Source organism: Rohdeia mirabilis, from assembly GCA_007750655.1.
Classification (GTDB): Bacteria; Planctomycetota; UBA1135; order UBA1135.
Genome location: CP036290.1, coordinates 2,366,037 through 2,381,161 on the forward strand (window position 1 = coordinate 2,366,037; position 15,125 = coordinate 2,381,161).

General features: G+C 70.6%; 14 protein-coding genes. 6 read left to right on the forward strand and 8 right to left on the reverse strand.

All coding sequences use genetic code 11. The features are described from left to right. The first annotated feature begins 53 nt into the window (after positions 1-53). From Pla163_RS08775 to Pla163_RS08790, 4 genes are all read left to right on the forward strand, one after another. The gene (locus tag Pla163_RS08775) at positions 54-1,871 is read left to right on the forward strand and encodes a hypothetical protein (RefSeq protein ID WP_145186672.1); all 1,818 of its coding nucleotides are present in this window, start codon (positions 54-56) and stop codon (positions 1,869-1,871) included. Positions 1,872-2,026: 155 nt separating this feature from the next. Continuing rightward, positions 2,027-4,333, forward strand: coding sequence for a carboxypeptidase-like regulatory domain-containing protein (locus Pla163_RS08780; protein ID WP_145186676.1), 2,307 nt, complete (start codon positions 2,027-2,029; stop codon positions 4,331-4,333). Positions 4,334-4,408: 75 nt separating this feature from the next. Then, positions 4,409-4,984, forward strand: a complete 576-nt coding sequence (locus Pla163_RS08785; protein WP_419186472.1) for a sigma-70 family RNA polymerase sigma factor — start codon at positions 4,409-4,411, stop codon at positions 4,982-4,984. Next, positions 4,984-5,886 (forward strand): hypothetical protein, encoded by a 903-nt coding sequence (locus Pla163_RS08790; protein WP_145186682.1) that lies wholly within the window; start codon positions 4,984-4,986, stop codon positions 5,884-5,886. Before Pla163_RS08785 ends, Pla163_RS08790 begins: the two co-directional genes overlap by 1 nt. Before the next feature lie 84 nt (positions 5,887-5,970). Here Pla163_RS08790 and Pla163_RS08795 read toward each other — a convergent pair whose 3' ends face one another. From Pla163_RS08795 to Pla163_RS08815, 5 genes are all read right to left on the reverse strand, one after another. After that, positions 5,971-7,809 (reverse strand): prenyltransferase/squalene oxidase repeat-containing protein, encoded by a 1,839-nt coding sequence (locus Pla163_RS08795; RefSeq protein WP_419186473.1) that lies wholly within the window; start codon positions 7,807-7,809, stop codon positions 5,971-5,973. Between the two features lie 135 nt (positions 7,810-7,944). Then, positions 7,945-8,301, reverse strand: coding sequence for a YbjQ family protein (locus Pla163_RS08800; protein WP_145186688.1), 357 nt, complete (start codon positions 8,299-8,301; stop codon positions 7,945-7,947). 13 nt (positions 8,302-8,314) lie between these two features. Continuing rightward, on the reverse strand, positions 8,315-8,767 hold the full coding sequence (locus Pla163_RS08805; RefSeq protein ID WP_145186691.1) for a hypothetical protein: 453 nt from the start codon (positions 8,765-8,767) through the stop codon (positions 8,315-8,317). Positions 8,768-8,771: 4 nt separating this feature from the next. Further along, a complete protein-coding gene (locus tag Pla163_RS08810) occupies positions 8,772-9,518 on the reverse strand; it encodes an RNA polymerase sigma factor (protein ID WP_145186694.1) in 747 nt (248 codons plus the stop codon). A gap of 21 nt (positions 9,519-9,539) precedes the next feature. Continuing rightward, on the reverse strand, positions 9,540-11,054 hold the full coding sequence (locus Pla163_RS08815) for a lipid-A-disaccharide synthase (protein ID WP_145186697.1): 1,515 nt from the start codon (positions 11,052-11,054) through the stop codon (positions 9,540-9,542). 17 nt (positions 11,055-11,071) lie between these two features. On the opposite strand from Pla163_RS08815, the gene Pla163_RS08820 reads away from it, so the two are divergent. Further along, positions 11,072-11,764, forward strand: coding sequence for a tetratricopeptide repeat protein (locus tag Pla163_RS08820; protein WP_145186700.1), 693 nt, complete (start codon positions 11,072-11,074; stop codon positions 11,762-11,764). 27 nt (positions 11,765-11,791) lie between these two features. On the opposite strand, the gene Pla163_RS08825 is transcribed toward Pla163_RS08820, so the two are convergent. Both Pla163_RS08825 and Pla163_RS08830 read right to left on the reverse strand, forming a co-directional pair. Continuing rightward, the gene (locus Pla163_RS08825; protein ID WP_145186703.1) at positions 11,792-12,562 is read right to left on the reverse strand and encodes an ABC transporter permease subunit; all 771 of its coding nucleotides are present in this window, start codon (positions 12,560-12,562) and stop codon (positions 11,792-11,794) included. Between the two features lie 2 nt (positions 12,563-12,564). Next, complete coding sequence (locus tag Pla163_RS08830) at positions 12,565-13,518, reverse strand: ABC transporter ATP-binding protein (protein ID WP_419186474.1); 954 nt, start codon at positions 13,516-13,518, stop codon at positions 12,565-12,567. Between the two features lie 110 nt (positions 13,519-13,628). Between Pla163_RS08830 and Pla163_RS08835 the strand changes: the two genes are divergently transcribed. Continuing rightward, on the forward strand, positions 13,629-14,471 hold the full coding sequence (locus Pla163_RS08835) for a serine/threonine protein kinase (protein WP_145186709.1): 843 nt from the start codon (positions 13,629-13,631) through the stop codon (positions 14,469-14,471). Here the strand turns inward: Pla163_RS08835 and Pla163_RS08840 are convergent. Continuing rightward, on the reverse strand, positions 14,408-15,052 hold the full coding sequence (locus Pla163_RS08840; protein WP_419186475.1) for an anthranilate synthase component II: 645 nt from the start codon (positions 15,050-15,052) through the stop codon (positions 14,408-14,410). The two genes, Pla163_RS08835 and Pla163_RS08840, sit on opposite strands and share 64 nt — an antisense overlap. Between the last annotated feature and the right edge of the window lie 73 nt (positions 15,053-15,125).

Here is a 15,125-nt window from a genome sequence, read left to right on the forward strand (position 1 = left end):
GGCGGCAGCATGGACTTCGGTCCATGCCCTCGCCTCGCGACCCTATCCGTTCCATGACGCCGCGTACGCTCCTCGCACTTCTCGTCGGTCTGGTCTTCGGCACGCTGTTCGGTGCTCTGCTCGTGTCCTCGGATTCGGTGGAGAGGGCGGGGCCTGCGGCGCTCGACGTCCGTGCGGCCCCGCCGTCCGTGGCCGATCCCATCGAAGCAGTCGAGAGTGACCTAGCGAGCGCGCGCAGGTCCGTGCCCGAGATGTCGTTGCGGCCGCAAGCGCTGGTTCCGACCACCGCGGTACGGGACGTCGCGTCGAGAGCGGCGACTCCTGCCCTGAGCGGAGCGCGTGGCAACGATCTGACCTATGGAACCGTTCGTGACCTGCACGGGAACCCGATCGCGGGCGCGACTATCGCCGCCCGGATCGAGTTCAACGGGAACACCGGGAGTTTCGGACAGTCGTCCGCGACGCCTCCTTGGGTCTTGCGGTCCATCGAGGACGTGCTCCTCGAGACGGCCGAGCGGTGGGCCCAGCGGCGCAGCGAGACGATCGTGGCGACGACCGGAGCGGATGGGCGCTTTCGCATCGAGGGTCTGGCTGACGAGGTTGTCGAGGTCGGTTCCTATCTCAATCTCGAGTTCTTCCACCCCGACTACGTCCTGCGGTCTCCTTTGTGGAGCGTGAGGCCGAACGTTGAGCTGGAGATCGTGGCGCGACGTCTCGTGCCTGTGACGTTCGATCTGCGGAACGCGCGGGGTGGTGTCTTGGATCGTGCGTGGCTCTTCCTCGAGTTGACAGATGGCAATGGCGTCGATCAGCGCATCGAGTGGACGGCGGAAGAACGGACGTTCATGGTCGTGGAAGGGGATACATCGGTTTTTGCAGCCACAGCGGCTGCGCCCAGATACTGGAGCCACGAACAGGCCAAGACCTCGGCGCTCGGGACGAGCAAGATTGCGTTGCTGCAGGTGCAGGCGGGCATGGCGCCGGTTGTCCTGGTCGTCGAAGAGTCGGACGCCCTGATCGTGTCGCCCAAATTCAGCGGTCCTAGGATCGAAGGCTTCCAAGTCCGGCTCGAGCTCCGAAGTACCACGGTCGACAGGGCCTCGAGGGGTCCTTTGCGGAGCGAGAGCATTCACGCGTCGACCAAGGAGATCGTCTTCGCCGAACTCGAACCTGGTGCGTACGTCTTGCGCCTAGATCGTCCGTCGGGTGGAGAGCCTTTGGCCGAGCTCGAGGTGACGTTCGATGGCGGCGCTCAGCGACTCGAGTTCGTGATTCCTCCGCTCGAAGTCTGCGACTCCCGCCGGTTCCGTGTCATGTCTGCGGACGGTTTGCCCGTGGAGCATTGCACGTTCGCTCGGTCGTACCGAAGTGATCAGGGGCGACTCGTCGGTCGTAGGGTCCAAGCAGCGTGGCGCGGCGTTGGGTGGTACGACGTGTCGTTCGAGCGCCGCTACAGCCTGCAGGGTGAATCGCCCGAAGCCCTCCCGAATGGTGCAGTCGGTCCACAGTTGCTGACCGTGGAGCATCGGGACCACGGGCGGATCGAAGTGCCGTACGACTCGCTCGTGGGAGATGCCGAACTCAGGTTCCCGGCCCTCGCGCGAGCCACCGTATTCCTACCCCTCGCCTGGGCGAACGGAGATGACGAACCGGTCGTCCGGGTGAGAGCGACCGATCCGTCGGCGCCCCAGCAATCCTCGGTCGATTGGAGTGAGGTCACTGTCACGGCCGACGGACGCTGTGTCCTCCCCGAGCTCTTCCCTGGCGAGTACTCCCTATGGGTGACGATCGCGCGGGAGCAGGTGCACTCAGCGCCTGTGACGCTCACTTCCGGCGAGAGTCTGATCGTCGTCGAGCCCGAGCCCAAGTGAACGGGGTTGTGAAGCACTCGCGATGGTGAGCGAGCGCGCATCACAGTGCCCGTGGACAGGACTCGGCACCCATGTGGGACGGGACGGTGCGCTCGCCGACCCCTTGCTATGCTCGCGGTTCGACCTTTCCTTGCGTCCATGTTCCTGCTCGCCCCATGAATGCTCGCTCCGTTCTCCTGCTCGTCGTCGGGCTCCTCGTCGGACTCGGCCTGGGACTCGCCCTGGCACCGCAGAACGACGCCCCGCCGCTCTCGGTCGCGATCGACGCGCCGCCCGCGGCCACACCGACCGCGACTGGTTCCGTGACCGACCTCGCGGACGACAGCAACGAAACGCGCCGTGCGACGGAAGCCGCCTCGACCACGCTGGCTCGGAACGTGCCGAGTATCCCGGCTGGAGCGATCGCGGCCGCCGTCGAGCGCGCCCCCGCTCCTGCGATTTTCGAAGCGGCAGGATCCGGCGTGATCACGGGCTCGGTGGTGGACGTGGAGGGTGAGCCACTCGCCGGTGTCCGAGTCGTCGGAACGCCCTTCGGCACGTCGAGTAGCATCCGCGAGAGCCTCCTCGAGCAACCTCCCGCGATGGTGTTGCGATCGCTCGAGGACGTGCTGCAGGCGCAGGCGGAGCTGTGGGCGAGCTTGCACGGGCTCAGCGCCGTGACGACGACGGGTGTCGACGGGCGCTTCGTCCTCGAGGGGCTGCCGGAGTCGGGTTCGATCCGTGTGCGCGCGTACCTGGAGGGCTTCGTCGTGCGCAACCCCTCGGGCGCGACGGCGAACGGCGCGGAACTCGCGCTCGTCGCTCGGCGTGGGGTCCCCGTCACCTTTCGAGTGTTGGACGCGCGTGGGGAACTCGTCGAGAAGGCGCAGCTCTTCGTTCGCCACCAGAACGACAAGGAGATGGTGGAGTGGACACCTCGAGCGCAGCCGCTGCTCCTCTTCGAGGGGCGTAACCATGTGCGTGCGGCGCTCGGGGCCCAGGAGGACGCTCTCTGGCGCCTCGATCGGATCGAGGACTTCACCGAGGCGGTCGGTGAAGAGATCGCGATCGATGTCCGATCCTCGATCGGTCCGATCGAGTTGACCGTTCCGGACTCGCAGGCGTTGGTCGTTCGATTGACGTCGGGAGCTGTGTTGCCGCCCGACTTCGTCGGGTGGGTGGTGCTCACCGAACGCGGAGCGGAACGCCGCGGCCGCGAGCGCTCGCTCATCGTGCGTGGACCTGTCGAAGAGGTCTCGTTCGGTGGGCTCGAGTCGGGTGTGTACGACGTGGGGCTGCGGCTCGATGGATTCAGCGAGATGGCCGTGAGCGTCGAGGTGGACTATTCCGGGAGCCGTGTGGTGATCGACCTCGAGGTCCCTCCTCTCGAGCGTTCGGAGCCGTTGCGTGTGCGAGTCGCGAGCCCGAGCGGTGAGTGGCTCGAGGACGTCGGTTTCCAGCTCACCGTCAAGAGCGGCGGAGTCTCTCGCAGCAGCGGCATGCGGTCCACTTGGGTCGGAGATGGTTGGTACGAGGTGCGGATGTCGTACACCTACGTGCCGAGCATCGACGAAGCAGCCGAGTCGCTCGACGAGGTGGAGATACTGAGCGCGGCGCACGAGGCCCACGGCACGGTGGAGGCCGTGATCGAGGAGGGACGTACTGTGTACCAGCTCGTCTTCGATCCGGTCGGGTCTCTCGACGTCACCGTTTCCGGCTGGAACTCGGGCAAGGACGAAGGACGGGTCACCTTGAGGCCGGCGGGCCAGGAGGAGATGGGCGATCTCACCGGCCTGGGGTACTCGACGGGTCCTCTCGTCAGTGGCCGTAGCGAAGCGGTCGGGTCGCGCGGTTCCTGCTCCTTCGCAGCGGTTCCGATCGGACAGTACGAGGTGCTCGTCGTCATGGGAGGGCAGGTCGTTGCACGCGCGGACGTCACGATCGCAGCGGGCGCGAACGCTCTTCGTCTCGTTCCGGAACCGCGCTACGACGTCTTGGTGGACTGTCCGAACTTGCCGCCCGGTACACAGATTCGCCTCGAGCCCGTAGAGCGCGAGGCCGGCGTGTGGTCCAACCTCTCGGCCGAGACCGGTGAGGACCACGTCGCAGTGATCGAGGGCGTCGTCGCGGGCAGCTACCACCTCCAGGCGGGCCTCCACATGGAGACGATCGACGTGCCCTGCGGGCGCATCCTCGTCGAGGCCGCGCTCCCGAACGCCGTGCGCATCAAGGTCTACGAGGACGATGGAGCGTTCGCCCAGCTGGGCTTCGAGCACGAGGATCTGGTCATCGGCGCCGACGGTGCGCTGTTCGCCGACATCCAGGAGCTCGGTCGGGCGTTCAATCAGCTCGGGTCGCAGGCTGTGACTCTGCTCGTCGAGCGCGGAGGCGAGCGGATCGAGCTGGTGACGTCCATCGTCGAGGGGGGGCGCATGGCCCTCCAGGATCCCGGCGGTTCGTTCGGCTACGAGACCCGCGACTGAGGCCGCAGCCAACTTCGGTCGATGTGGGTGTCCCCGCGTCGGTCGCTACGGACAATCGGCCGTGGACCCGCTCCCATGCAGCCCGACCCCGAACCCGAAGCCACCGCGGACGCCGGCCCGGACACCGTTCCGCACGCCCTCTTCGAGGCTCTCGTGCGCGAGCACGGGCCGCGGCTGCGCGTCTTCCTGGGCGCCGCCGTGCGCGACCCGCTGATCCAGGACGAGCTCTTCCAGGAGGCGCTGCTGGTCGCCTGGCGTCGCATCGGGGACTTCGATCCGGAGCGTTCGTTCGGGCACTGGCTGCGGGGGATCGCGCGCAACCTGATCCTGGCGCGGCGGCGGGCGGACGGGCGGCGCGGTCCGCTCGTCGCGCCCGACGTGCTCGAGGAGTTGGGCGCACTGTGCGAGGTGGACGGGCCCGAGGGCGAGCGTCTGGGCGAGGAGCTCGACGCGCTGCGCGTGTGCCTGGACCACCTGCCGGACGACGCGCGCTCGGCCGTCCGGCTGCACTACACCGACGGCCACCGCGGGCCCGAACTGGCCGAGCGGCTGGGTCGCAGCGTCGAGGCCACGAAGAAGCTCATGCAGCGCGTGCGAGCCCGGCTGTTCGACTGCATGACCATGCGCCTCGAGGCGCGCGAGGGGATCTGATGGGCCGACACGACGAAGTCGATCGTTCCGGCGCGCCCGACACGGCGCGCGCCGAGGCGATCGAGCGCTACACCGACCAACTGCTCGAGCGCACGGCTGGCGACGAGCGCGACCGCGACGCCGTCGAGCGGGCGCTCCGTGCCTGGCGCCGGGAGCGCGACGGGAGCGGCGAGTCGGAGTCGGCACCCGTGCTCCCGCTCGCGCGACGCTTCGGTCGCTCGGCGCTCGTACGTCTCGCGTCGGCGGCCGGCGTGCTGTTGGCGGTTGCGGTTGCGGCGCTGTTCCTGATCGGCCCTGGCGCACCGACAGCCGACGCGGCGCTCGCCGGCGCACTCGAGCGCGCGCGCGCGGCCACGCCCCGCATGTACGAACTGCTGTTCGAGCGCGGCCTGGGATTCACCCGCGCGGTCGAGGCCGACCTCTACGTGAGCGGCGAGCAGACCTTCGCCCTCGCTCTCGAGAAGCCCGCGGGCACGGCCTGGATCGGTGGCGACCGCGCGCAGGTGTGGGTGGTGCCGGCCAATCCACAGCTGCCAGTGGTGCTCGGGGATCGCGCTCGACGCACGCAGCAGCTACTGGCGGAGAACGACGTCGAGTTGCCCTACGTGGACGTGGTCTCGGCGCTCGAAGCACTGTCGGTGGACTACGACGCCGCCCTGTCCGCGGACGGTCTCGTACTGTCCGGCACGAAGCGCGCGACCGCCCCCGAGCACAAGGCGGACACGTTCCGACTGGTGCTCGACGAGGACGGCGCGCTGGCGAGTCTCGAGCTCGAACGCCGCGGCCGCATCGCGCTCGGCGACTGGCGCTTCGAGCTGCAGGCGAGGGACACCGAGGTGGACGGGAGCGTGTTCGACCACGCGAGCCACCACCGCGCGGACCGGCGCGTGATCGAGCGCTGATCCACGGGATCACGAACGAAGTGCGCCCCGTCGCGACGGGGCGCCTCTTCGGTGCGGGCTCCGCAGGTGGAACCGGTGCGCCGCTCAGTCCGCCTTCGGCGCCTCGGGCAGGGCCACGTCGAGCGTCACCAACGCGTAGGCCGTGGCCAGCACGGGGTTGCCTTCCCACCAGCGCGGACTGTTCTCGTTGATCCACGAACCGTCCGGACGCTGCAGCGACGTGAGGCGACCGGCCAACTCGGTGCGCCAGCGGTGCTCGGTGCCGTCGGCGTCGGTGATCACGTCCTCGCCATAGGCGTCGAGCGCCTTCGCCATCGCGTTGAAGTAGTAGAAGAGCCCTTGGTAGGGCGCCGACGGATCGGCCGAGGCCTCGAACCCCGGGTTCAGGTCGAGCGTGTAGTTCGCGCCGATCCACTTCCAGGCGGCCTGCACGCGCGGATCGGTCTTCTCGAGTCCGGCGAACAGATAGCAGCCGAGCAGCGCGTACGTCATCGAACCGTAGGAACGCGGAGAGACCGAACCGTCGGGCAGCGTGACCATGCCGGCCTTGCTCTGACCGGGCGCGTAGCCCGCACCACCGTCGTTGCCCGGGCGGATCGTCTTGCCGTCCTCCTCGAGCACCAGGTCGTTGCTCTCGCTGCGGTTCTGCGTGCGCTGGAGGAACGCGACCATCTTGGCCAGCGCTTCGTCGTCGTCGCTCACACCGGCTGCTTCGAGCGCGTTCGCGGCCAGCCACACGTTCGACAGGTCGGGGCGTTCGTCGCCGCCGTAGCCGATGCCGCCGTAGTACTTGTGGCTCGGCCCGTAGCCCTCGGCTTCGTCCGCCTGCAGCTCCTTCAAGAACGAGACTGCGTTGGCGATGCGCGCGATGTCGCCGGCTTCGCCCGACTCGGCCAGGGCGAGGATCGAGGCGCTGGTCACGTAGTTGACGAGTTGGCCACCCACGTGCACCGAGCCGTCGTCCTTCTGCAGCTCGCGCAGGTAGGCGAGTCCACGCGTGATCGCGGCGTTCTGTTCGGCCGTGCGCTTCTCGACCGGAACGCTCTGCAGCGCGCTGACCACCAGCGCCGAGATGCCCGGATCGATCTGACCCCCCGCACCCCACAGGTCGCCTTCGCCACCCGCCGATTCCACGAGGAAGTTCGCTCCGCGCACCAGCGCCTCCTCGACGCGCGCGCGGTCACCGGCGGTGAAGGCCGGGAGCGCGGTGGTGGCTGCGGTGCCGCCCGCTGAGCTCTTCTCGCCCGTGCGGATCGCGGCGTAGGCACTGGCGAGTTCGAGCACCCGCTCGGCCGTTGCGACCAGCGCGCCGTCCGGTCCGTCGTAGCTGCCGTCCTCGGCGATCTCGGCCATGGCGCGCCGCGCGAAGGCTTCGCCGCGGGCCGTGTCCACCGTGCCGAGCGTGCGCGGCTCGACCGCGGGGACGCGCAGGAAGTTCTCGGCGCTGAGCAGCGCTTGTCCGGCCGCGCCGCCGCCGTAGAGCGCGAGTGCGCGAGCGGCGGCCAGGGTCTCTTCGAGGGCTTCGAGTGGCGTCGCGTCCGGCGCGCAGATGGCGCCGCTCTCGCGCTGCTGGGCGATCAGTCGTTCGATCGCGCGTGCGACGAAGGGTCCCTCGTCGGCGGTGTAGCGCCGCGGCGACAGGGCGAAGGCCTCGAGCACCAGCGCGGTCGTTCTCACGTCGCCGTAGCCGCCGTCCGCGTCCTGCTGGGCCCTCATCCAGCGCACCGAGCGATCGCAGAGGGACTTCACGTCCTCGCTCGAGAGCGACTGCGCGTCCTGCGCGGGAGCACCACGGTTCTCGGCCGCCGGTTTCGCGACGGCGGGCACACGGGTGGCCTCGACGATGATGGGCCCGTCGTCCGCGCCGAAGTCACAGGCGGAGACGGACAGAGCGAGCAGGCAGATGGCGCTGAGGCGGAGCATGGCGTTGGGCTGGATCGGGGTGGACGCTCGGGGGAGTCCGAGTCGCTGGGCAACGCAGGGCGCGCCCATCGGTTCGACAAACCTAGCCGTCCGCGCCCGGGGTTCCAGTCCTGATCGCCGAGCCGCGGGTGGGGCTCAACCCTGGGGCGACTCGGCCGACTTCGGAGCCAGCGGTTCCAGCCGCACCGCCGTCCCGTAGGCCAGGAACTCCGCCGCGCCCGACGCGATCTCGGTCCCGCAGAAGCGCAGCCCGACGACCGCGTCGGCGCCCAGCGCCCGGGCCTCGGCCCGCAGTCGATCCAGCGCCTGCTCGCGCGCCTCGGCGAGCAGCTTGGTGTAGTCGTCGATCTCGCCGCCGACGATGTTCTTCAGGAAGGCGCCGATGTCCTTGCCCAGGTGGCGCGCGCGCACGGCCGAACCGCGCACGAGGCCCAGTGGTTCCGCGAGGACGCGGCCGGGGACCAGATCGGTGGTGCAGAGAATCGCGGGCATGGATCCAGGCTTCCTAGCGGGTGACGTCCACGTAGGGATCGTGGGGCAGGGTGCGCGAGCGCCAACGCAGAGTGGCGACGAGGAGCGCGAGTGCGCCGACGATCCAGCACAGCGTGCAGGTCGGGAGGAGCACCTCACGGAAGGTCGTGACCTCGAACGCGGCGAGCACGATCAGGACGAGCGAGATGAGGGCAGCGACGGAGAAGAGCGTGAAGCCACCGCGCTTCAGCAGGCGTTGGAGGAGGTCGCGCTCGAGGCGGTCCCACTCGGCGTCCTGCGGTTCGGGGGGCGCGACCTGGCGTGCAAGGATCGCCAGGGCGCGGACGTCGCGTACCTCGCCCGCCAACTCGGGCTCGCTGATCAGGCGCAACTCGAAGGCGCGCCGCTCCTCGCCTTCGAGCTCGCCGTCGGCGAAGGCCATGGCGAGCAGTTGGTCGCGGGTGGGCTGTTCGTCGCTGTGCTGCATCGGACTACTTCGCTCGCTCCTTGCTGGGCGAGCGGCCAGCGCTCTTCGAAGCGGAGGCTTCGGGCGGGACGAGGTCGGCGAAGCCGGTACCGAGCGCGTCGCGCAGGCGCCGGCGGGCGTGGAAGAGGCGCGACATCACGGTGCCCTCGGGAATCTCGAGGACGCGGGCGATCTCGCGGTAACTGAGTTCGTCGAAGTGGCGCAGGGTCACGATCTCGCGATCGCGGGCGCTGAGTCGTTCGAAGGCCTGACGGAAACGATCGGAGAGTTCCTCGGCCTCGAGACCGCTCGACACGTGCGGGACGTCGGCTTCGATGTCCCAACCACCGCGGCGCTCGTCGCTCTCGTCGACGTCGATGCTGGTCGTCCGCAAGCGCTTCGACGAGCGCAGGAAGCTGAAGCACGTGTTGCGCAGGATGCGGTGGAACCAGGGCATGAACGGTTCCGACTCGCGGTACGTCTCGCGCGCCCGGTAGACCTTGAGGAAGGCCTCCTGGCACAGTTCGAGCGCGTCGTCGCGCGAGCCGACCAGGCCGGCCGCCACGTGGAAGGCGCGGGTGCGGATCTGGCGCACCAGGTCGTCGAACGCGACGCGATCGCCGCGCTTGACCGCGCCCATCAACTGGGTGGCTCGTTCGTCGGCCCGGTCGTCCCGGACACCGCTCCTGCTCGACACGTCGTTCCCGGCACCGTCGGCGGTGGCGGGGAGCGCGGCGCGGGGGGCGCGGGGATCGTCGGTGGGCGAGGCCATGGTCGAGAGGCGATATGCCGGTCAGGCGCCGATCTTCGCTCCCAGAGCCGAAAAAGTCGCCTGTGGAGCCACGGCGACCGAAAGGGCCCAGCCCGCGGCGCGCTCCACCGCACGGGCGTCGCCCACCTGCCCGAGGGCTTCCTCGAGCCCGGCGATGCACTGCTCGCGCTCCGGCCCGGGGCGGCTGACGGCCTCGAGGGCCGCGAGCAGTTCGGTCCTCGGACCCTCGCCCGCGAACCCGAACTCGCGCACGACCTCGCGCCCGGCGAGCAGGTTGACCGAGGCGAAGTGGGGCACCGTCAACAGGCGTCCCATGAGGGCGACCTCGAAGCGCTTGGCGAGGCGGTAGATCACGACCATCGGCAGGCGGTGGTGCGCCACGTCGAGCACCACCGTGCCGGAGACCGAAAGGGCCGAGCAGCAGGTGGGCAGGACTTCGTGCAGGTCGCCGACGACCACGTCCACGCGCTGCTGCCGGCCGAGATCCGACTCGGCCACCAGTTCGCGCACGCGATCGGCGAGGTCCGCGCGTCCGAGGGCGACGACGAAGCGGCTCGACGCGAGCTGCGATCCGGGCGCCGCGAGCGCGAGCGTCTCGAGCATCCATGGCAGGTTGCGTTCGATGACGCTGGCGCGGCTGCCGGGCAGGAGGGCGACCGGTCCGTCGTCGAGCGGGTGCTCGCGGTGGGGGACGCGCGCCAAGCGATCGAGCAGTGGGTGGCCGACGTGCGCGCAGTGGATCCGGCGGCGCTCGAACCAGGCCTGTTCGAACGGCAGGATCGACAGCGCCAGGTCGACGGCCGTGCGATAGCCGCGCGCGCGCCACGGTGCCCAACCCCAGTACTGCGGTGTGACGAAGTGCACGACCGGAACGCCGTAGCGCCGGGCAAGTCGTCCGAGCGGCACGTGCAGGGCGGGCGAGTCGACGAACACCGCCACGTCCGGCCGCTCGTCGCGCAGGCAGCGCGCCGCGTCGGTCAGAAGGCGCAAGTAGAAGCCCAGGGCGAGGACCACGCCGAAGCCCATGCGCGACGAGCTGACGGGGTCGCCCACGGTGCGCACACCGAGCGCCACGAGGTCCGGGCCGCCCAGTCCGACGAAGCGCAGCGGGTCCGCGATCGAGCGCGCACGCGCCGCGCCGTTCTCGCACGGGTCCGCGTCGACGGCCGCGCTCCACCGCTCGCGAGCGCGTTCGACGAAGCGCCGCGCGTGGATCTCGCCCGAGATCTCGGCGCACGAGACGAACACGAGCGGCGCTGGGTCCGCGTCCGCCGCCAACCAGCGGTCGAGCTCGGCCGGCAGCGGATCGGCGTGGGCCTCGCCCCGTCCGAGCAGGGCTTCGACCTCCGCGCGGCGCGAGCGCGCCACGAGGGCGTGCCAGCACAGGTGCAGCGGCATCACCAGCACGCCGATCAGCGCCCGCAGGAGTTCGAGCGCCACGGCGAGTGCGGGAGGCAGCCCGCGGCGCGCGCGCCTGCGCAACGGCCGCTCGCTGTCGAGCGCGTCGAGCGGGTCCTTCGAGGATGCGCCGTTCACGCGGCTAGTATGGCCGCGTGAAGCTCGTTCTGCTCTTCGTCGTGGCGTTCCTCGTCGCGCAGGTCCTCGTCCTCGTCCCAGGTCTGACGTGGCTCGGCTCGGTGCCACTGCTGGCCTTCTTGGCGAGCATCGCGCTGGTCGCGACGGTCTGGCGCACGCTCGGCGAGAAGCTCGTGCGCTCGGCGAGCGAACGCCGCGCCATCGCCGCACTCGGCCAGGTGGACACGCCGCACATGCGCGGCCGTTTGGGCGCGGCGTTGCAGGACGCGGGTCGCGCGCGGGCCGCGATCGATCATCTCGAAGCGGCGGCCAGCGGCGAGCCCAACTCGCTCGAGTGGCGTTGGCGTCTGGCCCGCGCACTGTCCGACACGGGGCGCGACGCGGAGGCGCTCGAGCAGGTCCGCGCGCTGGTCGACGAGGACGAGGAGTTCGCCTACGGTCGCGCGCTGCTGCTGCGCGCGCGTCTCGCCGCGCGCGCGGGCCACACCGACGAAGCGGTCGCGGCCTGCGAGCGCTTCGAGCACAACCACGGCAGCGAACCCGAGGGGCTGTACGAGTTGGCGTGCGTGCTCGCCGCGCGCGGGGACGCGCCCGCCGCCAAGGCTGCGTTCGCACGGGCCGCGCGCGCAGCGGTCGACTCCGCGGCCTTCAAGCGCCGTTCCGATCCGTGGCTCGTGTGGCGCGCGCGCTGGCGGGCGCTCGTGGGTTGAGCCACAGCGCCGCCGGCTCGCAACGGCTCAGTAGGGCAGTCGGCGACGGAAGCCGAACCAGGCCAGGGCGGTGAACGACACCGCGCCGATGGTCGGACGCGCCCATTGGGTCGGCGAGGCCCAGTGGTTCGCGAGCTTCACGAAGGTCTGGACGTCGGTCCACTGGTAGATCGACCACTCGTTCGCGCCCGGCACCAGGTACAGCGCGTACATGCCGATCGTCACGAACAAGAGGCTCAGGACGACGGTCAGCGCGCGCACGACGAAGACCGAGACCGCGTAGGCCGCGGAGTAGAACATCAAGAGGAAGACCGACTGGTAGCAGGCGGCGCGGACCATCTGCTCGGTCGACGTGACGATCTCGACGTCGAGCACCGCGGCCAGCGGGACGATCAGCGCGCTGCTCGCGACGAGCGGCACGATCAGGGCCAGAGCTCCGGCGAGCCAGCGTTCCGCGAACAGGCGCGCGCGCGAGACCGGCCGGGCGAGGTAGATCTCGAGCGTTCCACCCTGGGTCTCGCCGGCGACGGCACCGGCCGCGAAGACCACCGCGGCTCCGGTCCCGAGCGTGTTGGCGAACTTGAAGAACTGCTGGCTCGAGAAGTAGCCCCACTCGGTCAACGACGCCAGCTTGGCGTCCTGCGCGAGCACGCGGCCCATGCCCTCGGCGAGTTGCAGGAGCGCGCCCTTCTGCTCGTTGAACAGCGGGTAGAAGTAGACGACGGCGGCCAGGTGTCCGAGCAGGAGCACGAAGAGGCCGAAGCCGCGCAGGAGCGACGAGCGCACGAGCTGGGGCACGGCTACAGACCCTCCACGCCGTAGAGGTCGCGGTACAGCTCTTCGAGCGAGTGCGAACCGAAGGTGATGCGCGTGGGGACCGGGCCGTCCGCGGGCAGTCCGCGCAGCGCCGCCAGCACGTCGTCGCCACCCAGCTCCGCCGCGAGGCGCGCGGCACCGATCCGCACGTTCGCGCCCGCGTCGCCGTGCAGCGCCGCCGCGAGCCGCTCCAGTTGTTCACTCGAGACGTCGCGTTCGAACTCGAGCGTCAGCAGTCGACGGGCGCGGAGCTCGAGATCGGCCGTGCGCTCGTCGGCGACCAGACGCCCGCCCGCGAGGAAGACCACGCGCTCGCAGCAGCGCGCCACCTCGCCGAAGTGGTGCGACGACAGGAGGACGCAGCGGCCAGCGCGCGCGTCCTTGGCGACCAGTTCGACGACTTCGCCGCGCTTGGTCGGATCGAGTCCGGCCGTGGGCTCGTCGAGCAGCCTGACCGGCACGTCCGGCGCCATCGCCGCGCAGAACATGACCTGGCGCTTCATTCCGTGGCTGAACGTGCGCATCCGTCCGCGCAGGGGCAGGCCGAGGCGTTTGGCGAGGGCGCGCGCGCGGTCCAGGGCACCGGCGTCGCGGCCGCGCAACAGGAACGCCAGCTGACGGTCGGCGGTCAGGTCGCCGTAGGCCGCGATCTCGCCCGGAGCGAAGGCCACGCGCCGCCTGATGCCCAGGCCCTCGCCGGTCAGCCGCGCGCCGTCGACCTCCACGCTGCCAGCGCTGGCCGGGACCAGCCCGACGAGCAGCCGCATGAAGGTGCTCTTGCCGCTGCCGTTCGGGCCCACCAGGCCGCACACGCTGCCGCGGGCCAGGTCGAGGTCGAGCGGAGCGAGGGCGACCGTCTGGCCGAAGCGCTTGGTGAGCCCGCGGACGACGATCGCGTTCGAGCGCGAAGTGGGGGCGAGGGTCGAGGTGGACGACACGGGCGCCGATCTTGCCGAGCACCCCCTCGAGGCGCCAGGATGCGAAGGTGAGCGGTCCCGCCGACGCCCGGTCCGGGCCCGAACGACCCGTGCCGGTCGAGAATGCGCGGATGGAGGAGCGAGAAGCGTCCACCCGTTCCGCGCTCGACGAGTCGGCGCCGCGTGAGCGCCGTTCGGCAGCGGATGCGACGTGCACGCTGCTCAAGGAAGATGTGTTCGGACGCGTCGAACTGGTCGAGGACGCGGACGGCGAGCGCTGTGCGCGACGGACCGTCTCGACGCGCGGCCTGGTGCTGCCGTTCGTCGGGCGCCTGTTGCTCGCGCGCGAACGGCGGGCACTGGCGGCGCTTGGGGGACTCGACGGCACGCCTGTGCTGCTCGAGTGCCGACCGGGCGAGGATCCGCGGCGCGTGCTGCGGCGCGGTTGGATCGAGGGCGAACCGCTGTGGGCGGCCACCGAGTTGCCGCGCGACTGGTTCGAGCGCGCGGAGGAACTGGTCGCCGCCGTCCACCTGCGGGGCGTGCGCCACAACGACCTGCACAAGGAGCAGAACCTGGTGGTGCGCCGCGACGGGCGCCCGGCGCTGCTCGACTTCCAGCTGGCGTCGGTGCACACGGAACCGCGCGCGCGGCGAGCTCGAACGCGCGCCGCCGAGGACCTGCGCCACATCGACAAGCACCGCCGTCGCTACCTGCGCGCCGGGCGGCCCAAGACCGACGCGGATCGAGCCGGTCGCCCTTCGCGCTCGCTTCTCGCGCGGGTGTGGCGGCGCCTCGGCAAGCCGCTGTACCGCGGGTTGGTGCGGCTCGCGCCCGCGCTGACCGAACCCGAACCGCGGCGGGCCTCGTCCGGCCCCTGGCCCAGTTGGACGGCGCCGCTCGTGGGCGATCAGGCCTCGGGGGCTTCGGCCGACGCCGCGCAGGACCCGAGGAAGTTCGACAGCAACGCGTGACCGGCCTCGGACAGGATCGACTCGGGGTGGAACTGCACCGCTTCGATCCGCAGCGAGCGCGAACGCAGCCCCATCACCTCGCCGGCGGCCGATCGGGCACTGACCTCGAGGTCCGCGGGCAACGGTTCGTGCGCGACGAGCGAGTGGTAGCGGGCCATCGACACGGGAGTCGGCAAGCCGCGGAAGATCCCGCGGCCGTCGTGCTCGATCGCTTCGCCGAATCCGTGCACGGGTTCGAGCGCCCGACCGACCGAGCCTCCGCGCCAGTGCGCCACGAGCTGGAGCCCCAGGCACACGCCGAGGACGGGCGGCGCGCTCTCGCCGAGGCCCTCGAGTCGATCGAGCAGCGCCAGGGTCCGGACGCGTTCGGCGGGCCCGCCCGGACCGGGTCCGATCAGGACCGCGTCGCAGAGTTCGATCTCGCGGGCCCACTGCGCGGGCGATCGATCGCACGTCGCGCCGAGTCCCGCGCGGGGTCGATCGGGCCGCCGCACGTCCACGTCCGCACCCAGCTCGAGCAGGTACTGGACGAGGTTGTAGGTGAACGAGTCCTCGTGATCGACGAACAGCACGCGTGCCACGGTGCCATTCGAGCACAGGCGGCCCGTCCGCAGAAGCCCTGCTCCGGTCGGCGCGCGATCGAACGGTCGGTGC